Genomic DNA, 21,142 nt, shown 5'->3' with positions numbered 1-21,142 from the left:
TCCATGGCTAACATTCCAACTATTTCCTTCGACGCCATCATCATTGGTGGCGGCGGCGCCGGCATGCGCGCAGCGCTGCAACTGGCTCAGGGCGGTCACAAGACTGCCGTGATCACCAAGGTGTTCCCGACGCGTTCCCACACCGTATCGGCCCAGGGTGGCATCACCTGCGCCATCGCCTCCGCCGACCCGAACGATGACTGGCGCTGGCACATGTACGATACCGTCAAGGGCTCCGACTATATCGGTGACCAGGACGCTATCGAATACATGTGTCAGGAAGGCCCGGCCGCCGTGTTCGAGCTGGACCACATGGGTCTGCCGTTCTCGCGTACCGAGCAAGGTCGTATCTACCAGCGTCCATTCGGCGGTCAGTCGAAGGATTACGGTAAAGGCGGCCAGGCTGCCCGTACTTGCGCCGCGTCCGACCGTACCGGTCACGCGCTGCTGCACACCCTGTATCAGGGCAACCTGAAAGCCGGCACCACGTTCCTGAACGAGTACTACGCGGTTGACCTGGTAAAAAACCAGGACGGCGCATTCGTCGGCGTGATCGCTATCTGCATCGAAACCGGTGAAACCACCTACATCCGCGCCAAGGCTACCGTTCTGGCGACCGGCGGTGCAGGTCGTATCTACGCCTCGACCACCAACGCACTGATCAACACCGGCGACGGCGTTGGCATGGCGCTGCGTGCCGGCGTGCCGGTGCAAGACATTGAAATGTGGCAGTTCCACCCGACCGGCATCGCCGGCGCCGGTGTGCTCGTCACCGAAGGTTGCCGTGGTGAAGGTGGCTACCTGATCAACAAGCACGGTGAGCGTTTCATGGAGCGTTATGCTCCGAACGCGAAAGACCTTGCCGGTCGTGACGTTGTAGCCCGTTCCATGGTCAAGGAAATCATCGCCGGCAACGGCTGTGGCCCGAACGGCGACCACGTGCTGCTCAAGCTCGATCACCTCGGCGAGGAAGTGCTGCACAGCCGCCTGCCAGGTATCTGCGAACTGTCCAAGACCTTCGCGCACGTTGACCCGGTGGTTGCTCCGGTTCCGGTTGTTCCGACTTGCCACTACATGATGGGCGGCGTGCCGACCAACATCCATGGCCAGGCAATCACCCAGAATGCCGACGGCGTGGACGAGATCATCCATGGTCTGTTCGCGGTGGGCGAAGTGGCTTGCGTATCGGTTCACGGCGCCAACCGTCTGGGCGGCAACTCGCTGCTCGACCTGGTGGTCTTCGGCCGCGCTGCCGGCCTGCACCTGGAAAAGGCGCTGACCGACGGCATCGAATACGATGACGCTACCGACGCCAACATCGAAGCTGCCCTGGCGCGTCTGTCCGCTCTGAACGAGCGTACCGAAGGCGAAGACGTGGCTACCCTGCGTCGCGAGCTGCAAAGCTGCATGCAGAACTACTTCGGTGTATTCCGTACCGGCGAATACATGCAGAAGGGTATTGCCCTGCTGGCTGACCTGCGCAAGCGCATCGCCAACGTCAAGATCAACGATAAGAGCCAGGCGTTCAACACCGCTCGTATCGAAGCCCTTGAGCTGCAAAACCTGTTGGAAGTGGCTGAAGCGACTGCGATTGCCGCCGAGGTTCGTAAAGAGTCCCGCGGTGCTCACGCTCGTGAAGACTACGAAGACCGTGACGATGAAAACTGGCTGTGCCACACCCTCTACTTCCCGGGTGAAAAGCGCGTCACCAAGCGTGCCGTTAACTTCTCGCCGAAGACGGTTCCGATGTTTGAACCGAAAATTCGGACTTACTAAGGGTGGCTGCCATGTTGAAAGTCAGTGTGTATCGCTACAACCCTGATCGGGACGCTGCGCCGTTCATGCAGGAATTCCAGGTCAATACCGGTGGTAAAGACTTGATGGTGCTGGATGTGCTGGCCCTGATCAAAGAGCAGGACGAAGGGTTCTCCTATCGTCGCTCTTGCCGTGAAGGTGTTTGCGGCTCCGACGGCATGAACATCAACGGCAAGAACGGCCTGGCGTGCATCACGCCGCTGTCCGCCGTGGTCAAAGGCAACAAGCTGATCATTCGTCCTCTGCCAGGTTTGCCGGTTATCCGTGACCTGGTCGTCGATATGAGCATCTTCTACAAGCAATACGAGAAGGTTAAGCCATTCCTGCAGAACGATACGCCGGCTCCGGCCATCGAGCGTCTGCAGTCCCCGGAAGAGCGCGAGAAGCTCGACGGCCTGTACGAGTGCATCCTGTGCGCTTGCTGCTCGACGTCGTGCCCATCCTTCTGGTGGAACCCGGACAAATTCCTGGGCCCGGCTGCTCTGCTGCAAGCATATCGCTTCCTGGCAGACAGCCGTGACACCCAGACCTCCGAGCGTCTGGCTTCACTGGATGACCCGTTCAGCGTATTCCGCTGCCGCGGGATCATGAACTGCGTCAACGTATGTCCTAAAGGCCTGAACCCGACTAAGGCCATTGGTCACATCCGTAACATGCTGCTGCAAAGCGGCGTGTAATTGACGTTGTAGCAAAGCAGGACCGTTGTGCCCGTAAATGCTACGGCGCAGGCTTCAACCGGCGCCGTAGTCTTAACTTGAGCAGCGACTTACAAAGCCGCGGCTCTTATTTTGAAGAAATGAGACAAGCAGGGGCATTCGGGTTGGTACCCGAACTATCAGCGTGATCCTAAGTGGCTTGTTTTGGTCGCTGCACTTGGCCTTTTGCAAGCAAACTCGGTGTCGCCGCCGGTGGTGTCCCCAAATCGAGGGTGACCAAGCATGCAAGAAAGCGTGATGCAGCGCATGTGGAACAGCGGCTATCTTTCAGGTGGTAACGCTGCCTATGTGGAAGAGCTTTATGAGCTCTACCTGCACGACCCTAACGCTGTGCCAGAAGAATGGCGCACCAAATTTCAGACGTTGTCTTCAGACGGCAACGCTGCCACCGATGTATCGCACGCAACAATTCGCGATCAGTTCGTGCTGCTGGCAAAGAACCAGCGCCGCGCCCAACCGGTTTCCGCCGGAAGCGTGAGCAGTGAGCATGAGAAGAAGCAAGTTGAAGTACTGCGACTGATCCAGGCCTACCGTATGCGCGGCCACCAGGCGGCCCAGCTCGACCCGCTGGGGCTCTGGAAGCGTCCTGCACCTGCAGACCTGTCGATCAATCATTACGGCTTGACCAATGCCGATCTTGATACGACCTTCCGTGCCGGAGACCTGTTCATCGGCAAAGAGGAAGCGAGCCTACGCGAAATTCACGAAGCGTTGCAGCAGACATATTGCCGCACCATTGGCGCTGAGTTCACGCACATCACCGACTCCGAACAGCGTCACTGGTTCCAGCATCGCCTGGAAGGCGTGCGTGGCCGTCCGGTGTTGTCTGCCGATGTGCGCAGCCACCTGCTTGAGCGCGTGACCGCAGCCGAAGGTCTCGAAAAATACCTGGGCACCAAATACCCGGGCACCAAGCGTTTCGGCCTGGAAGGCGGCGAGAGCCTGATTCCGATGCTCGACGAGCTGATCCAGCGTTCCGGCTCCTACGGCACCAAGGAAATCGTGATCGGCATGGCCCACCGTGGCCGTCTCAACGTGCTGGTCAACACCTTCGGCAAGAACCCGCGCGACTTGTTCGACGAGTTCGAAGGCAAGAAAAAGGTCGAGCTGGGTTCCGGTGACGTTAAATACCACCAGGGCTTCTCGTCCAACGTGATGACCACCGGCGGTGAAGTTCACCTGGCCATGGCCTTCAACCCGTCCCACCTGGAAATCGTTTCTCCAGTGGTCGAGGGTTCGGTGCGCGCTCGCCAGGATCGTCGTAACGACGCGACCGGTGAGAAGGTTCTGCCGATTTCCATCCACGGCGACGCGGCATTCGCCGGTCAAGGCGTGGTCCTGGAAACCTTCCAGATGTCGCAGACCCGCGGCTTCAAGACCGGCGGTACCGTTCACATCGTCATCAACAACCAGGTGGGCTTCACCATCAGCAACCCGTTGGACGCGCGTTCCACCGAGTACGCCACCGACGTTGCCAAGATGATCCAGGCGCCGATCCTCCATGTGAATGGTGATGATCCGGAAGCCGTGCTGTTCGTGACCCAACTGGCTGTCGACTACCGCATGCAGTTCAAGCGTGACGTGGTGATCGACCTGGTTTGCTACCGCCGTCGCGGTCACAACGAAGCGGACGAACCAAGCGGCACCCAGCCGTTGATGTACCAGCAGATCACCAAGCAGCGCACCACCCGTGAGCTGTACGCCGAAAGCCTGACCAAGGCCGGTGTGATTGACGAAGCGCGTGTTCAGGCGAAAGTCGACGAATACCGCAACGCGTTGGACAATGGTCTGCATGTTGTAAAAAGCCTGGTCAAAGAGCCGAACAAAGAGCTGTTCGTCGACTGGCGTCCGTACCTGGGCCACGCCTGGACTGCGCGTCACGATACGTCGTTCGATCTGAAGACTCTGCAGGAACTGTCTGCCAAGCTGCTGGAAATTCCTGACGGCTTCGTCGTACAGCGCCAGGTCGCGAAGATCTACGAAGACCGTCAGAAGATGCAAGCCGGCGGCCTGCCGATCAACTGGGGTTACGCCGAAACCATGGCGTATGCGACCCTGGCGTTCGAAGGTCACCCGATCCGCATGACCGGCCAGGACATCGGCCGTGGTACGTTCTCGCACCGTCACGCGGTTCTGCACAACCAGAAAGACGCAGGCACCTACATCCCGCTGCAACACCTGTACGAAGGCCAGCCACGTTTCGACCTGTACGATTCGTTCCTGTCCGAAGAAGCCGTACTGGCGTTCGAATACGGTTACTCGACCACCACGCCTAACGCGCTGGTGATCTGGGAAGCCCAGTTCGGCGACTTCGCCAACGGTGCCCAGGTGGTTATCGACCAGTTCATCACCAGCGGCGAGCACAAGTGGGGCCGTCTGTGCGGTCTGACCATGCTGCTGCCACACGGTTATGAAGGTCAGGGTCCGGAGCACTCCTCGGCCCGTCTGGAGCGTTACCTGCAGCTGTGCGCCGAGCACAACATCCAGGTGTGCGTGCCGACTACCCCGGCCCAGATCTACCACTTGCTGCGTCGCCAGGTCATTCGCCCACTGCGCAAGCCGCTGGTAGTGCTGACGCCGAAATCGCTGTTGCGTCATAAATTGGCCATCTCGACCCTGGAAGATCTGGCGGAAGGCTCGTTCCAGACCGTTATTCCAGAAATCGATACACTGGACGCGGCCAAGGTCACTCGCCTGATCCTGTGCAGCGGCAAGGTCTACTACGATTTGCTGGAAAAACGCCGTGCCGAAGGCCGCGAAGACATCGCCATCGTGCGTATCGAGCAGCTTTACCCGTTCCCGGAAGATGACCTCATGGAGATCATCGCGCCTTACACCAACCTCACTCATGTAGTGTGGTGTCAGGAAGAACCGATGAACCAGGGCGCCTGGTACAGCAGCCAGCATCATCTGCGTCGCAGCATTGGTAACCACAACAAGGCCCTGGGCCTGGAATACGCCGGTCGCGATGCTTCTGCCGCGCCTGCCTGTGGTTATGCATCGATGCACGCCGAGCAGCAGGAAAAACTCCTGCAAGATGCTTTCACTGTTTAACGCCTTCGCGCTGACTGAAACCGAATTTTAAGGACCCACAGATAATGGCTATCGAAATCAAAGCCCCGACATTCCCGGAATCGGTTGCCGATGGCACCATTGCCACTTGGCACAAGAAACCAGGCGAGGCTGTAAAGCGTGACGAACTGATCGTCGACATCGAGACCGACAAAGTCGTTCTGGAAGTGTTGGCTGAAGCTGACGGCGTGTTGGGCGCGATCATTGCCAACGAAGGCGATACCGTCCTGTCCAACCAGGTACTGGGCTCGATCGAAGCGGGCAGCGCTGCTGCCGCTCCGGCTGCCGCTGCACCGGCTGTTGCTGCTTCTGCTCCAGCTGCCGCTCCGGCGGCGGGTGGCGAAGATCCAATCGCCGCACCGGCTGCTCGTCAGCTGGCCGAAGAGAACGGCATCAACCTGGCTTCCATCAAAGGCACCGGCAAAGACGGCCGTGTGACCAAGGAAGACGTGGTTGCTGCCGTTGAAGCCAAGAAAAACGCTCCAGCTGCCGCACCCGCCAAGGCTGCAGCGCCTGCTGCCGCTGCTCCTGTGTTCGCCGCTGGCGACCGCACCGAGAAGCGCGTGCCGATGACCCGCGTGCGTGCCACCGTGGCCAAGCGTCTGGTTGAAGCACAGTCGAACATGGCGATGCTGACCACCTTCAACGAAGTCGACATGACCGAAGTCATGGCCCTGCGTTCGAAGTACAAGGACCTGTTCGAGAAGAGCCACAACGGCGTGCGCCTGGGCTTCATGTCGTTCTTCGTGAAAGCGGCCACCGAAGCGCTGAAACGCTTCCCGGCAGTCAACGCTTCCATCGACGGCAGCGACATCGTTTACCATGGTTATGCAGACGTCGGCGTTGCCGTGTCCAGCGACCGCGGCCTGGTGGTTCCGGTTCTGCGTAACGCCGAGCTGATGAGCCTGGCTGAAATCGAAGGCGGCATCGCCGGCTTCGGCAAGAAAGCCCGTGACGGCAAGCTGACCATCGACGAGATGACCGGCGGCACCTTCACCATCACCAACGGTGGTACCTTCGGTTCGATGATGTCGACTCCGATCGTCAACCCGCCGCAAGCTGCGATCCTGGGCATGCACAACATCATCCAGCGTCCGATGGCCATCAACGGCCAAGTCGTGATCCGTCCGATGATGTACCTGGCGCTGTCTTACGATCACCGCCTGATCGATGGTAAAGAAGCCGTGACTTTCCTGGTGACCATCAAGAACCTGCTGGAAGACCCAGCTCGTCTGCTGCTGGATATCTGATAGAAGCAGCTGCGGGCCTCAAGTGACAGGCTGCCGGATACGGCAGTCGGGCTTGGGGCCTGCGGCTTGACAGCTTGCTGCTAAATAGAGGAACTATTTTCATGTCGCAGAAATTTGACGTTGTAGTGATTGGTGCAGGTCCTGGCGGCTATGTTGCCGCTATCAAGGCCGCACAACTGGGCCTCTCGACTGCTTGCATCGAAAAATACACCGACAAGGAAGGCAAACTGGCACTGGGCGGTACCTGCCTGAACGTTGGTTGCATTCCTTCCAAGGCGCTGCTGGACAGCTCCTGGAAATTCCACGAAGCGCAAAGCGGTTTTGCCATCCACGGCATCCACCACGCTGGCGTGACCATGGACGTACCCGCGATGGTCGGCCGTAAAGCCAACATCGTCAAAGGCCTGACCTCCGGCGTTGCCACCCTGTTCAAGGCCAACGGCGTAACTTCCCTGCAAGGCCACGGCAAGCTGCTGGCCGGCAAGAAAGTTGAAATCACCAAGCCGGACGGTTCGGTCGAAATCATCGAAGCCGAAAACGTGATCCTGGCTCCAGGTTCGCGTCCGATCGACATTCCACCAGCACCTGTTGACCAGAAAGTCATCGTTGATTCGACCGGCGCCCTGGAATTCCAAGCAGTTCCCAAGCGTCTGGGCGTGATCGGCGCTGGCGTGATCGGCCTGGAACTGGGTTCGGTCTGGTCCCGCCTGGGTTCCCAGGTCACTGTGCTCGAAGCCCTGGACACGTTCCTGCTGGCTGCCGACACCGCAGTGTCCAAGGAAGCCCTGAAAACCCTGACCAAACAGGGTCTGGACATCAAGCTGGGCGCTCGCGTGACCGGCTCGAAGGTCAACGGCGAAGAAGTGGTCGTGACCTACACCGACAAGGATGGCGAACAGACCATCACCTTCGACAAGCTGATCGTAGCCGTTGGTCGCCGTCCAGTGACCACCGACCTGCTGGCTGCCGACAGCGGCGTGAACATCGACGAGCGTGGTTTCATCCACGTTGACGATCACTGCGCTACCACCGTTCCTGGCGTCTACGCCATTGGCGACGTGGTTCGCGGCATGATGCTGGCGCACAAGGCTTCCGAAGAAGGCATCATGGTTGTCGAGCGCATCAAGGGCCACAAAACCCAGATGAACTACGACCTGGTCCCATCGGTTATCTACACCCACCCGGAAATTGCATGGGTCGGCAAGAACGAACAGCAGTTGAAAGCTGAAGGCGTTGAAGTTAACGTCGGCACCTTCCCGTTCGCTGCTTCTGGTCGTGCCATGGCAGCCAACGACACCGGTGGTTTTGTCAAAGTCATCGCTGATGCCAAGACTGACCGCGTATTGGGCGTCCATGTGATTGGCCCAGGCGCAGCAGAACTGGTCCAGCAGGGCGCAATCGGTATGGAATTCGGCACCAGTGCCGAGGACATCGGCATGATGGTTTTCTCCCATCCGACCCTGTCCGAAGCATTGCACGAAGCCGCGCTGGCAGTGAATGGTCATGCCATTCACATCGCGAACAAGAAGAAGCGCTAAAACGAGATAATAAGAAACCACGGCGGTTGCCCGTCGTGAGCCTTGCGCGCAAGACTCACCGCGGAATATCCGCTGGACGCAGTCTTGCGCAGCTTGACCGGGCTTGAGTCCGGCAAGTTGCGTAAGCAGCAGTCACAGGTGGCGCGGCACTCATAATGAGCGCAGCGCCGAATGCGCAGTACCTAACGAAGACGGTAAAAAGCATGAATCTTCACGAGTATCAGGGTAAGCAGCTGTTCGCTGAATACGGCCTGCCAGTATCCCAGGGCTACGCAGTAGACACCCCGGAAGCAGCAGCAGAAGCTTGCGATAAAATCGGCGGGACCGAATGGGTTGTAAAAGCCCAGGTTCACGCAGGTGGTCGCGGTAAAGCGGGCGGCGTTAAGCTGGTTCGCAGCAAAGAAGACGCCAAGGCCTTCGCACAGCAGTGGCTGGGCAAGCGTCTGGTGACTTACCAGACTGATGCCAATGGCCAGCCAGTCACCAAGATCCTGGTTGAATCGTGCACTGATATCGCTAAAGAGCTGTACCTGGGCGCTGTCGTTGACCGTTCTAGCCGTCGCATCGTGTTCATGGCTTCCACCGAAGGTGGCGTGGACATCGAGAAGATCGCTCACGATACCCCTGAAAAAATTCTGAAAGCCACTATCGATCCACTGGTTGGCGCTCAGCCATTCCAGGGTCGCGAGCTGGCTTTCCAGCTGGGTCTGGAAGGCAAGCAAGTTGCCCAGTTCGCCAAGATCTTCGTAGGTCTGGCCAAACTGTTCCAGGATCACGATCTGGCCCTGCTGGAAGTGAACCCGCTGGTGATCAAGGCTGACGGCGATCTGCATTGCCTCGACGCCAAGATCAACATCGACGCCAACGCCATGTACCGTCAGCCTAAGCTGAAGACTTTCCACGATCCGTCGCAAGACGATCCGCGCGAAGCGCACGCTGCCAAGTTCGAACTGAACTACGTAGCCCTGGAAGGTAACATCGGCTGCATGGTCAACGGTGCCGGCCTGGCCATGGGTACCATGGACATCGTCAACCTGCATGGCGGCAAACCAGCCAACTTCCTCGACGTGGGCGGTGGTGCTACCAAAGAACGCGTAACCGAAGCCTTCAAGATCATCCTGTCCGACTCCAACGTCGCTGCAGTACTGGTCAACATCTTCGGCGGCATCGTTCGTTGCGACATGATTGCCGAAGGCATCATCGGTGCAGTGAAAGAAGTCGGCGTGAAAATCCCGGTTGTTGTTCGCCTTGAAGGTAACAACGCTGAACTGGGCGCTAAAGTACTGGCAGAAAGCGGTTTGAACATCATCGCGGCTACCAGCCTGACCGACGCTGCTCAACAAGTTGTCAAAGCTGCGGAGGGCAAATAATGAGCGTCCTGATCAATAAAGACACCAAAGTTATCTGCCAGGGTATTACCGGTTCGCAAGGTAGCTTCCACACCCAGCAAGCCATCGAATACGGCACCAAGATGGTTGGTGGTGTAACGCCGGGCAAAGGCGGCACCGAGCACCTGGGCCTGCCAGTGTTCAACACCGTTAAAGACGCAGTAGCTGCCACTGGCGCGACCGCCAGCGTGATCTACGTTCCGGCTCCTTTCTGCAAAGACTCGATCCTGGAAGCGGCGTTCGGCGGCATCAAGCTGATCGTGTGCATCACCGAAGGCATTCCTACCCTGGATATGCTGGACGCCAAGGTCAAGTGCGACGAGCTGGGTGTGGTCCTGATCGGCCCTAACTGCCCAGGCGTGATCACTCCAGGCGAATGCAAGATCGGCATCATGCCTGGTCACATTCACTTGCCAGGTAAAGTCGGTATCGTTTCCCGTTCCGGCACCCTGACCTACGAAGCTGTGAAGCAGACCACTGACGCCGGTTTCGGTCAGTCGACTTGCGTCGGCATCGGCGGTGACCCGATCCCAGGCTCGAACTTCATCGACATCCTGAAGCTGTTCCAGGAAGACCCGAAGACCGAAGCGATCGTCATGATCGGTGAGATCGGCGGTTCGGCTGAAGAAGAAGCGGCTGCCTACATCAAGGCCCACGTGACCAAGCCGGTTGTTTCCTACATCGCTGGTGTGACTGCCCCTGCTGGCAAGCGCATGGGCCATGCTGGCGCAATCATCTCTGGCGGCAAAGGCACTGCAGACGAGAAATTCGCTGCACTGCAAGACGCAGGCGTAAAAACCGTGCGTTCGCTGGCAGACATTGGCAAGGCCTTGGCCGAGCTGACCGGTTGGGCAGTCAAGTAAGCCTCGCGCTTAACTGACGCTTCACCAGCAAAGGCCACCTTCGGGTGGCCTTTGTGCGTTCTGGGCGGTCCATTTATTGAAATGTACTTGGTCCCATGTGGGAGGGGGCTAGCTCCCGATGACAATGGCTCAGTCACTGATGATGTGATTGAACCTCCGCTATCGGGAGCAAACCCCCTCCCACATTTTTTGTCTGTATTGCCACATTAAGTATGAAAACACGACATTCCAATGTCGCTTATCGGACAGTTCGCCCTGCAACAGTGCGTTTATCGGCCAAATTCTGTAACCTTGCCGCCTCTTTAAGCGCTCGCATCCCAAAAGGAAGCCGCGCGCTAGACCGGTCGGTGCCCACAAGGGCCGGCAGCATTTCCCTCATCCATAGGGAAGCCCTCTCTAAATTCCGATTCAGTAGTGTGGTATTTCCTCAAATGAAAGTGTTGAAAAGCCAGGACATCCTGGCGTTGGGCTTCATGACTTTTGCCCTGTTTGTGGGGGCCGGCAACATCATCTTCCCGCCTATCGTTGGTTTGCAGTCCGGACCCCATGTCTGGATGGCGGCGTTGGGTTTCCTGATCACCGCGGTCGGGCTCCCGGTGGTCACCGTGATCGCCCTGGCCAAGGTCGGTGGTGGTATGGATGCGTTGAGCAGCCCGATCGGCAAGATCGCCGGTGGCCTGCTGGCGGCGGCAGCGTATTTGGCGGTAGGGCCGCTGTTCGCCACCCCGCGTACCGCGACCGTGTCCTTTGAAGTGGGCCTGGCGCCGTTGACCGGTGAAAGCCCGCTGGCGCTGTTCCTCTACAGCGCGGTGTACTTTCTGGTGGTGTTTTTCGTCTCCCTGTACCCGGGCCGTCTGTTGGACACCGTGGGCCGTTTCCTGGCACCGCTGAAAATCATCGCGCTGTCCATCCTTGGTATCGCCGCGTTTGCCTTGCCGGCCGGTGAAGTGGGCGTCGCCAACCCGGAATACGTGGCCGCGCCGTTCTCCCAAGGCTTTATCAATGGTTACCTGACCATGGATACCCTGGGCGCGCTGGTGTTCGGTATCGTGATCGTCAACGCGATCCGTTCTCGTGGTGTCGAATCGCCTAAATTGATCACCCGCTACGCGATCATTGCCGGGCTGATTGCCGGCGTCGGCCTGGCGTTGGTGTATGTCAGCCTGTTCCGCCTCGGGGCGGGCAGCCATGAGATCGCCGCCGGTGCCGCCAATGGCGCCGCCGTCCTGCACGCCTACGTGCAACACACCTTTGGCTCCCTGGGCAGCGGCTTCCTGGCCGTGCTGATCTCCCTGGCCTGCCTGGTCACCGCCGTCGGCCTGACCTGTGCCTGCGCCGAGTACTTCAGCCGGATCCTGCCGCTGTCCTACAAGACCCTGGTGGTGATCCTGGCGCTGTTCTCGCTGTTCGTGTCCAACCTGGGCCTGACCAAACTGATCGCGTTTTCGATCCCGGTGCTCACTGCGATCTACCCGCCATGCATCGTGCTGGTGGCTTTGAGCTTCTGCAAAGACTTCTGGCAGGAGCAGAGCCGCATCGTTGGCCCGGTGATGTTGGTGTCGTTCATCTTCGGCTGCATCGATGCGCTCAAGGGCGCCGGCCTGGCGGGCTGGATGCCGGCGCAATTGGCCAACCTGCCGTTGAGCGAGCAGGGCCTGGCGTGGCTGGTGCCATCGGTGATGATGCTGGTGGTCGCGGTGGTGGTTGACCGCATGCTGGGCAAGCGCAGCGAAGCGGTCGCGTAACCCCCGGCTTCACGCTGTATTGAAATGCCCCGTATCGATTGATACGGGGCATTTTTTATGGGCGGCGGGCAGTGCCTTTTTCCATGGGCTAACGTCGAAGGAGTAACGCAAAGCTCAAGCTGGAACCCGGCGCCCACACTTAACCGGGTTCATGAAATCTGTCGTGTATAAGGACCCGCATGCCGTTTATCGAAGCCAACCTGATCCACTTGCTTGCCGCCCTCTGGTTCGTCCTCTGTTGGGGCGGCTACACCCGTTATGCCACCTGGAAAGCCCGCGACACTGCCTGTCTGGCCAGCGTGCTGCACCTGTATCGCGAAGATTGGATGCGTCGCATGCTGCTGCGTGACAACCGCATCGCCGACGCCAGTGTGATTGGCAATCTTGAGCGCAACGCCTCGTTCTTCGCCTCCAGCACCTTGATCATCCTTGCGGGCATTCTCACCGTGTTGGGCGCCTCGGAGCGGGCAGTTTCATTGCTGGCCGATATTCCGCTGGTGCAGCAGGCATCCCAGGGCATGTCGGAGATCAAGCTGCTGTGCCTGGCACTGGTGTTCGTCTACGCGTTCTTCACCTTCAGCTGGTGTATGCGCCAGTACAACTTTGCTGCGGTGCTGGTGGGGTCGGCGCCGATGATCGGTGAGCGGCACGTGTCGGAGCAGGAGCGCAAGGCGTTTGCCCTGCGGGCGGCGCGGGTGATTTCGATGGCGGCCAACCAGTTCAACTTTGGCTTGCGCGCTTACTACTTCGGGATGACCATGCTGGCATGGTTTGTCAGCCCCTGGCTGTTCATGTCGATGAGCGCCGGGGTGGTGTTGGTGCTGTATCGCCGAGAGTTTCATTCCGACGTACTGCAAGTGATGGTGTATACGCAGACCGATACGTCGCTGCCGGACGTGGCCAAAGACCCGGTGGCGTAAAGCGCTGCAGGCATAGCGCCGGTTTATCGCACTCCGCGCCAACAGCAGACAAAGTAAAGCCCGCTATCTAAGCGGGCTTTCTTTTTGCAGCCAAGCTATTTCAAGCCCCGGTATCAAGAACCGGTTGCTGGAGTAGCAGGTGCTGCTTCTTGTGCTGCGGCTTTGTTCGATTCGGCCTGAGCTTTGGCAGCATCGCCGTTTTCTTTCGCAGCTTCGTTCACTTTATCCTGTGCTGCAGCCATATCTTTCTGAGCTTGCTCAGAGTGCGCGGCGGCATCTTGGGCCTTGTTTTCGGATTTCTTGTCGCAGGCAGCGAGACCGAGGGCAGCGGCCAGCATCATGGAAATAGCTAAAGTCTTGCGCATTGGGTGTTTCTCCTTAGTGAAGATATCTACTGGCCTTTCGAGCACATGGGGCCAGCATTAGTTCCTTATATCCCACAGATATATAAAGCATTTTCCCAAGGAACTTTTTCCGACGGTCCATACTGCGCCGGCCCCACATTCATCAGAGTCTGAACCGAATGACCGAAAATCCCTTGTTAGAGCGTGCCAAGCGCTTTATTTCAGCGTTGCGCCATTGCCAAGTGCTGGGCATTACCGTTCATCAAGCCAGCGAGGAGGGGATTACCCTGGTTCTGCCCTACAGCCCGATGATCGTGGGTGATCCCCAGACGGGCGTGATCCATGGTGGCGCATTGACCTCGCTGATGGACACCGCCTGCGGCATGGCCACCCTGTGCGTGTTGCCGGAGTTCGAGGTGTGCCCGACCCTCGACCTGCGCATCGACTACATGCATCCCGCCGAACCGCACAAGCCGGTGTATGGTTTTGCCCAGTGCTACCGGGTGACCACCGACGTGATTTTCACCCGTGGTTTCGCTTATCAGGACGACCCGCAACAACCCGTCGCCCACACGGTGGGGACGTTCATGCGTATGGGCAAGCGCCTCAAGGGTGCGCAGGGGCTGGGCAGTACAGTCACGGGAGAACAGGCATGACACATCACTTCAAGACACGTCTGGAGCAGGCCCATGAGCACGGCAACTACAAGGCGCTGCTCGATCTGATCCCCTACGCCAAGCTGATCGGCATCGAATGCACGCGGATAGGCGATGAGCTGCTGTTCCGCCTGCCGGCCAACAAGGACAACATTGGTAACCCGATATTACCGGCGCTGCACGGCGGTGTGATTGCAGGCTTTATGGAACTCTGCGCCGCGTTGCACCTGCTGGTATTCACCGGCGCACCGGGCCTGCCGAAAATCATCGACTTTTCCCTGGATTACCTGCGTGCCGGCCAGTTTCGCGACACTTACGCCAAGTGCCAGGTCTGGCGCCAGGGTCGACGGGTGGCGAACGTGTCGATCACCGCCTGGCAAAGCACCGCGGCCGAACCCATCGCCACCGCCCGCGCGCATTTCAAGATCGGAGAAGTGTCCCGCCCTTGAAATCCTGGTCTTAGCCCCCAACTTTGATGACAACCCGCCGCCAACCCTTCAGGGCGCGGCCACTGCCATCCAATTGGAGTTTGATGACCATGAGTGTGGAAACTCAAAAGGAAACCCTGGGCTTCCAGACCGAGGTGAAGCAACTGCTGCACCTCATGATCCATTCGCTGTATTCCAACAAGGAAATTTTCCTTCGCGAGTTGATCTCGAACGCCTCTGACGCTGTCGACAAATTACGTTTCGAAGCCCTGTCCAAGCCGGAGTTGCTGGAAGGCGGCGCCGAACTGAAAATCCGCGTGAGCTTCGACAAAGACGCCAAGACCGTCACCCTCGAAGATAACGGTATCGGCATGAGCCGTGAGGATGCGATCACCCACCTGGGGACCATCGCCAAATCCGGCACTGCCGATTTCATGAAGCACCTTTCGGGCGACCAGAAGAAAGATTCGCACCTGATCGGTCAGTTCGGCGTGGGCTTCTACTCGGCCTTCATCGTCGCCGACAAGGTTGAAGTGTTCAGCCGCCGCGCCGGCCTTGACGCCAGCGAAGGCGTGCATTGGTCTTCGAAAGGCGAGGGCGAGTTTGAAGTCGCTACCCTCGACAAGGCTGATCGCGGTACGCGCATCGTGCTGCACCTGAAACCCGGTGAAGACGAATTTGCCGATGGCTGGCGCCTGCGCAACATCATCAAGAAGTATTCCGACCACATCGCCCTGCCGATCGAATTGCCGAAAGAGCAGGCCGCCGCCGAAGGCGAAGAAGCACCGGCCGTTGAGTGGGAAACCGTCAACCGCGCCAGCGCCCTGTGGACCCGTCCGCGTACCGAGATCAAGGACGAGGAATACCAGGAGTTCTACAAGCACATCGGGCACGACTACGAAAACCCGCTGAGCTGGAGCCACAACAAGGTCGAAGGCAAGCTGGAATACAGCTCGCTGCTCTACGTACCGGCCCGCGCGCCGTTCGACCTGTACCAGCGCGAAGCGCCAAAGGGCCTGAAGCTCTACGTGCAGCGCGTGTTCGTGATGGACCAGGCGGAATCGTTCCTGCCGCTGTACCTGCGCTTTATCAAAGGCGTGGTCGACTCCAACGACCTGTCGCTGAACGTGTCGCGGGAAATCCTGCAGAAAGACCCGATCATCGACTCCATGAAGTCGGCGCTGACCAAGCGCGTCCTCGACATGCTGGAAAAACTGGCGAAGAACGAGCCTGAGCAATACAAAGGCTTCTGGAAGAACTTCGGCCAGGTCATGAAAGAAGGCCCGGCGGAAGATTTCGCCAACAAGGAAAAAATCGCCGGCCTGCTGCGTTTTGCCTCCACCCAGGGCGAAGACGGCGAGCAGGTGGTGTCCCTAGCCGAGTACCTGGCACGCGCCAAGGAAGGTCAGGACAAGATCTACTACCTGACCGGCGAGACCTACGCTCAGGTCAAGAACAGCCCGCACCTGGAAGTCTTCCGCAAGAAAGGCATCGAAGTGCTGCTGCTGACCGACCGTATCGATGAGTGGCTGATGAGCTACCTCAGCGAATTCGACGGTAAGACCTTTGTCGACGTGGCGCGTGGCGACCTGGACCTGGGCAACCTGGATTCCGAAGAAGACAAAAAAGCCGCTGAAGAAGTGGCCAAGTCCAAGGAAGGCCTGGTTGAGCGGATCAAGGCCTCTCTGGGCGACGCCGTCAGCGAAGTGCGGGTTTCCCACCGTCTGACCGACTCCCCGGCGATCCTGGCCATCGGCGAGCAGGACCTGGGCATGCAGATGCGTCAGATCCTCGAAGCCAGCGGTCAGAAGGTGCCGGACTCCAAGCCGATCTTCGAATTCAACCCGGCTCACCCGCTGATCGAGAAACTCGACGGCGAACAGAGCGAAGAGCGTTTTGGCGACCTGTCGCACATCCTCTTCGACCAGGCAGCCCTGGCTGCCGGCGACAGCCTGAAAGACCCGGCCGCCTATGTGCGCCGACTGAACAAGCTGTTGGTTGAACTGTCGGTTTAACCCCGTTGTAGAAAAACCCGCTTCGGCGGGTTTTTTCGTTCTTGTGCAACCTCAACTGGAGTAAATGATGAGCCAAGTCACTGTGCGTTCCGTGGTCTATCAGATTGATGGCCAGTCTTATGAAAGCCGCCTGGCCTTCGATGCCAGCCAAACCGGCCCGCTGCCGGGCCTGTTGATGGCGCCGAACTGGATGGGCGTGAGTGCGGGGGCCGAAGAGATTGCCAAGCGCGTCGCCAGCAAAGGCTACGTGGTGCTGATCGCCGACCTGTACGGGCAAACCGTGCGCCCGTCGAATAACGATGAAGCCGGTGCGGCGATGATGCCGTTGAAGAATGACCGCCCGTTGCTGAACAAGCGCATGCAGGCCGCGTTAGCGCAACTGCAAGGCCAGAGCGAAGCTGCGGTGGATACGTCCAGGTTGGCCACCTTCGGTTTCTGCTTCGGCGGTTGCTGTGCGTTGGAGCTGGCGCGCACCGGCGCACCATTGAAGGCTGCGGTGTCGTTCCACGGCACCCTCGACACGCCAAACCCGGCGGATGCGAAGAACATCAAGGGTTCCGTGCTGGTGTTGCATGGTGCTTCCGACCCGCTGGTGCCGAAAGCACAACTGCCGGCGTTCGAAGATGAGATGAACGCGGCCGGTGTGGATTGGCAACTGCTGAGCTATGGCGGTGCGGTGCATTCCTTCACCGACCCGCACGCCAACGTGCCGGGCATGATGATGTACGATGCGAAGACCGCTGCCCGGGCGTTCCAGTCGATGCATAACTTGTTGGATGAAGTGTTCAAGGGCTAAGTCTCTGGCGTCTGTCCTGGCCTCATCGCGAGCAAGCCAGCTCCCACATTCGAGCGCATTCCTACAGGGTAAACGCGGTTAAATGTGGGAGCAGGCGGCTATCTCACCGGCAACTCAATTCTTTCGGTTTCACCGGGCACCGTTGGCCAATCCCCAGCCGCCCAACGCTGTCGGGCCTGCTCGATCACGGCCGGGTCGCTCGCGACAAAATTCCAGTTGATCCGGCGTGGCCCATCCAGCGGCGCGCCACCGAACACCACCAGGTGACAATCGCTGTCGGCAGACAGGGTCATCGCCTGTCCGCTCGGCAACACCACCAGGCTGTGTGCCTCAAGCGGCTCACCGTCCAACTGCACGTCACCCTCCAGCACATACACCGCGCGTTCTTCATGCTCGTCCGGGATCAGCAGGGTGGTGGCCGTCTGCATCTGCACATCGGCGTACAGCGTGGGTGACAGCACCGGCACCGGTGATTTGAGGCAGAAGCCATTGCCGGCGATCAGGCGGACCTGCACGCCCAGGTTGTCGCTGACCGGTAGGTCAGCCGCTGGATGGTGGCTGTAATGCCCCGGCCCGCTCTCGTGGTCCTTGGGGGAGGCGAGCCACACTTGCAGCCCATGCAGGCTGAACCCCTTGCTCTTGATTGCTTCGGGCGTGCGCTCGACGTGGGCAATCGCGCTGCCGGCGGTCATCCAGCTCACATCGCCGGCCTGCACCATTTGGTCCGAACCGAGGCTGTCCTTGTGCTGCAAGGTGCCTTCGAACAGGTAGGTGAGGGTCGACAGGCCGATGTGCGGATGCTGGCGGATATTCATGCCGCTGCCCGGTGCATAGCGGGTAGCCAGCATATGGTCGAAAAACACGAACGGCCCGACGCTACGGCATTCTCGCGATGGCAGCGGGCGCAGGATGGGCTGGCCTTCGACATCTTCGAGGCGAGGGCGGATCACGGTGAGGGTGGTCATGGTGCGTCCCTGTCGGAGCGGGTTGGATAGCCCTGAGCATAACCCGCTCGACCGGAGGTTGCCGCTATTGGCTGAAGGCACCTTCCGACAATTTCGTCTCGATACTCACCTCGGCGGTGGTCATCAGCTTGTGTATCGGGCAGCGGTCGGCGATGCGGTGCAGTTCGTCGCGTTGCTGATCGGTGAGCACGCCCTTGAGCGTCAGCTTGACGTTGAGGTGGTACTTGCCCTTTTGCTCCTCGCTGTCGTCGCGGGTGACTTCCACGGTTACGCCGGTCAGCGGGATGCCCTTTCTCTGCGCATACAGCTTCAGGGTCAGGGCCTTGCACGACGCCAGGGCTGCGTCGAAATAGTCGTGGGGCGAGGGCGCGGTGTCGTCACCGCCCAGGCTTTTGGGCAGATCGGTGAACAACTCGTGGTTATCGATGTTGAGGCTGTGGCGGAAGTTGTCGGCATTCAGGGTGTTGACGGTAACAGGCATGGCGAACCTCTCAAGCGTGGCAGGAAGAAAGTCATGCAGTTATAGAACATGCTGGCACTCAAGTGTTCCAGGATTTTTCCAGATGGCGGGGGGCAGGATTCCCCGCATCAGTTCGAGGCAGCGGAGCAACACCCGCGTACAGGCGAGGCGACCCCGAATTCAAGCGCAAAAAAAACGCCCCGAACCAGTCGGGGCGTTTTCATCTGATCAAGCTGCGGGGCTTACTTGCCCTGCCAGCGTTTCAGCACCAGGGTGGCGTTAGTGCCACCGAAGCCGAAGCTGTTGCTCATCACGGTGTCGACTTTTACGTTTTCGACGGTCTTGGTCAGGATCGGCATATCGGCCACGACCGGGTCCATCTCTTCGATGTTGGCCGAGCCGGCCATGAAGTTGCCTTCCATCATCAGCAGGCAGTAGATCGTTTCGTGAACGCCGGCGGCGCCCAGGGAGTGACCCGACAGGCTCTTGGTGGAGCTGATGGCCGGTGCCTTGTCGCCGAATACCGCGCGCACGCCTTCCATTTCCTTGGCGTCGCCGACCGGAGTCGAGGTGCCGTGGGTGTTCAGGTAGTCGATCGGGGTATCCACGGTGGACATGGCCATCTGCATGCAGCGGATGGCGCCTTCACCGCTTGGCGCAACCATGTCGTAGCCGTCGGAAGTGGCGCCGTAGCCGACGATTTCCGCGTAGATCTTCGCGCCACGGGCCAGAGCGTGTTCCAGCTCCTCGACCACCACCATGCCGCCGCCGCCGGCGATGACGAAACCGTCACGCTTGGCGTCGTAGGCGCGGGAGGCCTTTTCCGGGGTGTCATTGTACTGGGTGGACAGCGCGCCCATGGCGTCGAACAGGAACGATTGGCTCCAATGTTCTTCTTCGCCGCCGCCGGCGAACACGATGTCCTGCTTGCCCAGTTGGATCTGCTCAACCGCGTTACCGATGCAGTGAGCACTGGTGGCGCAAGCGGAGGAGATCGAGTAGTTCACGCCCTTGATCTGGAACGGCGTGGCCAGGCAGGCGGAAACGGTGCTGCCCATGGTCCGCGTGACACGGTACGGGCCAACGCGCTTCACGCCTTTCTCGCGCAGGATGTCCAGCGCTTCCATCTGGTTCAGGGTGGACGCGCCGCCGGAACCGGCGATCAGGCCGGTACGCACGTTCGAGACCTGATCGTGGCTCAGGCCGGAATCGGCGATGGCGTCCTTCATGGCCAGGTAGGCGTAGGCGGCAGCGTGGCCGACGAAGCGATAGATCTTGCGATCGATCAACTCTTCGAGGGGCAGGTCGATGGAGCCGGAAACCTGGCTACGCAGACCCATTTCGGCATATTCCGGGTTGAAACGGATGCCAGGGCGACTTGCACGCAGGTTAGCGGTGACGGTCTCTTTGTCATTGCCCAGGCAAGAAACGATGCCCAGACCAGTGATAACGACGCGGCGCATGCGGATAACCCTTAAAAGTTGTCAGTGGAAGTGAATACGCCGACCCGAAGGCCTTCGGCAGTATAGATCTCGCGACCGTCGACAGTCACCGAACCGTCGGCGATCGCCAGGTTCAGCTTGCCCTTGAGGACGCGCTTGATTTGAATGTTGTAGGTGACTTTCTTGGCGCTCGGCAGAACCTGGCCAAAGAACTTCACTTCGCCCGAACCCAGGGCGCGACCGCGGCCCGGCAAGCCTTGCCAGCCGAGGTAGAAACCGACCAGTTGCCACATGGCGTCGAGGCCCAGGCAGCCCGGCATGACAGGGTCACCTTCGAAATGGCAGGCGAAGAACCACAGGTCCGGGGTGATATCCAGCTCGGCGACCAATTCACCTTTGCCGTACTTGCCACCCTCTTCACTGATATGGGTGATGCGATCCACCATCAGCATGTTCGGGGCGGGCAGTTGCGCGTTACCTGGGCCGAACAGCTCACCGCGACTGCAGCGCAGCAGGTCTTCCCGAGTAAAGGCGTTTTGTTTGGTCATGCGAGCTCCTCAATAATCCCATGCGGCAGGGTAGGGCAAATCTTCCCGAACCGACTGAAGCGTTCATGCCTCACATCGGCAGCCTACACATAGACTATTGCGTTGTAGTGAAAGTCACAGCGTCAAGGCACTGAATGTACACTTGTTCACTGAAATTTTAAACCGGGCCTGTTTATCGGTC

Annotated in this window: 18 protein-coding genes; 13 read left to right on the top strand and 5 right to left on the bottom strand. The window is 59.3% G+C overall.

Features of this window, described 5'->3' with window-relative positions; translation table 11 throughout:
• Positions 1-3 precede the first annotated feature (3 nt).
• The 9 genes from sdhA to AC07W0_RS24245 all read left to right on the top strand — a co-directional run bounded on the left by sdhA (position 4) and on the right by AC07W0_RS24245 (position 13,307).
• Entirely contained in the window at positions 4-1,776 is a 1,773-nt protein-coding gene (sdhA, locus tag AC07W0_RS24285; RefSeq protein ID WP_017846765.1) for a succinate dehydrogenase flavoprotein subunit, read from the top strand.
• Positions 1,777-1,787: 11 nt separating this feature from the next.
• Positions 1,788-2,492: a succinate dehydrogenase iron-sulfur subunit gene (locus tag AC07W0_RS24280; RefSeq protein ID WP_017846766.1), complete on the top strand. Its 705-nt coding sequence runs from the start codon at positions 1,788-1,790 to the stop codon at positions 2,490-2,492.
• A gap of 261 nt (positions 2,493-2,753) precedes the next feature.
• On the top strand, positions 2,754-5,585 hold the full coding sequence (locus AC07W0_RS24275; protein WP_017846767.1) for a 2-oxoglutarate dehydrogenase E1 component: 2,832 nt from the start codon (positions 2,754-2,756) through the stop codon (positions 5,583-5,585).
• Between the two features lie 44 nt (positions 5,586-5,629).
• Positions 5,630-6,853, top strand: coding sequence for a 2-oxoglutarate dehydrogenase complex dihydrolipoyllysine-residue succinyltransferase (gene odhB / locus AC07W0_RS24270; protein ID WP_017846768.1), 1,224 nt, complete (start codon positions 5,630-5,632; stop codon positions 6,851-6,853).
• A 101-nt stretch (positions 6,854-6,954) separates the two neighbouring features.
• The gene (gene lpdA / locus AC07W0_RS24265; RefSeq protein WP_017846769.1) at positions 6,955-8,391 is read left to right on the top strand and encodes a dihydrolipoyl dehydrogenase; all 1,437 of its coding nucleotides are present in this window, start codon (positions 6,955-6,957) and stop codon (positions 8,389-8,391) included.
• Between the two features lie 203 nt (positions 8,392-8,594).
• Positions 8,595-9,761 (top strand): ADP-forming succinate--CoA ligase subunit beta, encoded by a 1,167-nt coding sequence (sucC, locus tag AC07W0_RS24260; RefSeq protein ID WP_017846770.1) that lies wholly within the window; start codon positions 8,595-8,597, stop codon positions 9,759-9,761.
• Complete coding sequence (gene sucD, locus AC07W0_RS24255) at positions 9,761-10,642, top strand: succinate--CoA ligase subunit alpha (RefSeq protein ID WP_003172813.1); 882 nt, start codon at positions 9,761-9,763, stop codon at positions 10,640-10,642. The genes sucC and sucD overlap by 1 nt, the downstream gene beginning before the upstream one ends.
• Positions 10,643-11,073: 431 nt before the next feature.
• Complete coding sequence (gene brnQ / locus AC07W0_RS24250) at positions 11,074-12,387, top strand: branched-chain amino acid transport system II carrier protein (RefSeq protein ID WP_102618157.1); 1,314 nt, start codon at positions 11,074-11,076, stop codon at positions 12,385-12,387.
• 179 nt (positions 12,388-12,566) lie between these two features.
• A complete protein-coding gene (locus AC07W0_RS24245; protein ID WP_017846772.1) occupies positions 12,567-13,307 on the top strand; it encodes a DUF599 domain-containing protein in 741 nt (246 codons plus the stop codon).
• A 113-nt stretch (positions 13,308-13,420) separates the two neighbouring features.
• On the opposite strand, the gene AC07W0_RS24240 is transcribed toward AC07W0_RS24245, so the two are convergent.
• Complete coding sequence (locus AC07W0_RS24240; RefSeq protein WP_017846773.1) at positions 13,421-13,672, bottom strand: hypothetical protein; 252 nt, start codon at positions 13,670-13,672, stop codon at positions 13,421-13,423.
• A gap of 158 nt (positions 13,673-13,830) precedes the next feature.
• On the opposite strand from AC07W0_RS24240, the gene AC07W0_RS24235 reads away from it, so the two are divergent.
• The 4 genes from AC07W0_RS24235 to AC07W0_RS24220 all read left to right on the top strand — a co-directional run bounded on the left by AC07W0_RS24235 (position 13,831) and on the right by AC07W0_RS24220 (position 17,546).
• Entirely contained in the window at positions 13,831-14,307 is a 477-nt protein-coding gene (locus AC07W0_RS24235; protein ID WP_017846774.1) for a PaaI family thioesterase, read from the top strand.
• Positions 14,304-14,756 (top strand): PaaI family thioesterase, encoded by a 453-nt coding sequence (locus tag AC07W0_RS24230; protein WP_017846775.1) that lies wholly within the window; start codon positions 14,304-14,306, stop codon positions 14,754-14,756. The genes AC07W0_RS24235 and AC07W0_RS24230 overlap by 4 nt, the downstream gene beginning before the upstream one ends.
• 89 nt (positions 14,757-14,845) lie before the next feature.
• Entirely contained in the window at positions 14,846-16,750 is a 1,905-nt protein-coding gene (htpG, locus tag AC07W0_RS24225; RefSeq protein WP_017846776.1) for a molecular chaperone HtpG, read from the top strand.
• A 67-nt stretch (positions 16,751-16,817) separates the two neighbouring features.
• Entirely contained in the window at positions 16,818-17,546 is a 729-nt protein-coding gene (locus AC07W0_RS24220; RefSeq protein ID WP_017846777.1) for a dienelactone hydrolase family protein, read from the top strand.
• A gap of 98 nt (positions 17,547-17,644) precedes the next feature.
• Here the strand turns inward: AC07W0_RS24220 and AC07W0_RS24215 are convergent, their stop codons facing one another.
• The 4 genes from AC07W0_RS24215 to fabA form a co-directional block, all read right to left on the bottom strand.
• Positions 17,645-18,511 carry a pirin family protein gene (locus AC07W0_RS24215; RefSeq protein ID WP_102618156.1) on the bottom strand — a complete coding sequence of 289 codons (867 nt, stop codon included), beginning with the start codon at positions 18,509-18,511 and terminating at the stop codon, positions 17,645-17,647.
• 64 nt (positions 18,512-18,575) lie between these two features.
• Positions 18,576-18,992: an OsmC family protein gene (locus AC07W0_RS24210; protein WP_017846779.1), complete on the bottom strand. Its 417-nt coding sequence runs from the start codon at positions 18,990-18,992 to the stop codon at positions 18,576-18,578.
• Positions 18,993-19,213: 221 nt separating this feature from the next.
• Complete coding sequence (gene fabB / locus AC07W0_RS24205; protein WP_017846780.1) at positions 19,214-20,434, bottom strand: beta-ketoacyl-ACP synthase I; 1,221 nt, start codon at positions 20,432-20,434, stop codon at positions 19,214-19,216.
• 11 nt (positions 20,435-20,445) lie between these two features.
• Positions 20,446-20,961, bottom strand: a complete 516-nt coding sequence (fabA, locus tag AC07W0_RS24200; RefSeq protein ID WP_003190035.1) for a 3-hydroxyacyl-[acyl-carrier-protein] dehydratase FabA — start codon at positions 20,959-20,961, stop codon at positions 20,446-20,448.
• Positions 20,962-21,142 lie beyond the last annotated feature (181 nt).

The sequence above is a fragment of the Pseudomonas sp. GW704-F2 genome (assembly GCF_059423025.1).
The sequence above is the reverse complement of the archived record's forward strand: the minus strand, read 5'-3'. Positions and strand labels throughout refer to the sequence as shown.